Origin of the sequence: Streptomyces sp. NRRL S-495 (genome assembly GCF_000966955.1) — a bacterium.
GTDB lineage: Bacteria > Actinomycetota > Actinomycetes > Streptomycetales > Streptomycetaceae > Kitasatospora > Kitasatospora purpeofusca.
This window is the reverse complement of sequence record NZ_JZWY01000525.1, coordinates 1-1,327: the sequence shown is the minus strand read 5'-3', so window position 1 is coordinate 1,327 and position 1,327 is coordinate 1. Positions and strand designations below refer to the sequence as shown.

1 protein-coding gene is annotated in these 1,327 nt (G+C 70.3%); it reads right to left on the bottom strand.

Annotated elements, in window-relative coordinates:
- Window positions 1-9 precede the first annotated feature (9 nt).
- Window positions 10-1,327, bottom strand: a 1,318-nt coding sequence (locus VR45_RS25930; RefSeq protein WP_159394355.1) for an alkaline phosphatase family protein, incomplete at its 5' end; no start/stop codon positions are given.

Here is a 1,327-nt window from a genome sequence, read left to right as displayed (position 1 = left end):
GATCCGGACTCAGTGCACCCAGCCCGCGTACCGGCGGGTGAAGCGCTGGCCGGTGGCGGCGGTGACCACCACGTCGTAGCGGCCCTGCTTGTCCAGCGGCCAGACCAGGTTGCTCTGCTTGCCCGGCCGGACCCAGACGGTCTGCGCGGTGCCGGCGAAGTCGTTCGGCACGGCGGTGAAGCAGACGTCGGTCATGCCGTCGTTGACCAGCTGGAGGGTGAGCCGCTTGGAACCGGACAGGTCGGCGGTGACGATCGGCACCGCGATGTCGTTCTGACCGGACGGCTGCTCGGCCCCGCCCTGGCCGTCGCGGACCACGGTGCCGGCGAAGCGGCGGACGAAGCCGTCCGGGCCGTGCACGGTGAAGTCGTAGCGGCCGTTGGTGTTCGCGGCCTCCCAGACGTACGTGGCCGAGGCGCCCGGGGCCACGGTGAACGGCGTCCCGGCGAAGGGCTGGACGATGTTCGGGTAGACCGTGTACGGGAAGGCCACGCCGCCGTCGTTGCTCATCGTGCAGGTGACCCGGCCGGTGAGGCGGTCCACCTCCGCCTCGGCCCAGGGCTGGTAGGGCAGGTGGCGGTGCGGGCGGTCGCCCCGCTCGGGCACCGGCATGGACTGGGCGCCGACGGCGGGCAGTTGCACGCCGGGGAGCTTGGTGCCCGCGTCGGCCTTGGCCATCAGGGCGTTGGTGTCCGGCAGTTGCGGGATCGAGTGGTCCGGGGCGGCGAAGTCGAAGCAGCTGGTGAGGTCGCCGCAGACGGCGCGGCGCCAGGCGGAGATGTTGGGCTCGGCCACACCGGTGACCTGCTCCATGAAGCGCAGCACCGAAGTGTGGTCGAAGACCTGGGAGTTGACCCAGCCGCCGCGTGACCAGGGCGAGGCGACCCAGAGCGGGACGCGGTTGCCGAGGCCGATGGCGCGGCCCTGGGTGAACTCCTCGGGGGTGCCCGGCTCGGGGGTGGGCGGCACCATGTGGTCGAAGTAGCCGTCGTTCTCGTCGTACATGACCAGGAAGACGGTGTGCCGCCACACGTCCGGGTTGGACATCAGCGACTGCAGGGCCTGGTTCACCCAGTGCGCGCCGTACGCCGGTCCGGCCTCCGGGTGCTCGGAGAACAGGTACGGCGCGACCAGCCAGGAGACGGTCGGCAGGGTGCCGTCCTTGCAGTGCGCGTCGAAGGCCGCCGGGTCGAACTTGGTCATCGCGTTGATGTAACGCGGGTCGTCCTTCGGGAAGTTGTGGAATTGCTTGAAGTACGAGAGCGCGTTGTCGTCGTAATCGCCGGTGCGGTCGTCCTTGCTGGGGTTGTGGTAGACCCGCCAGGTG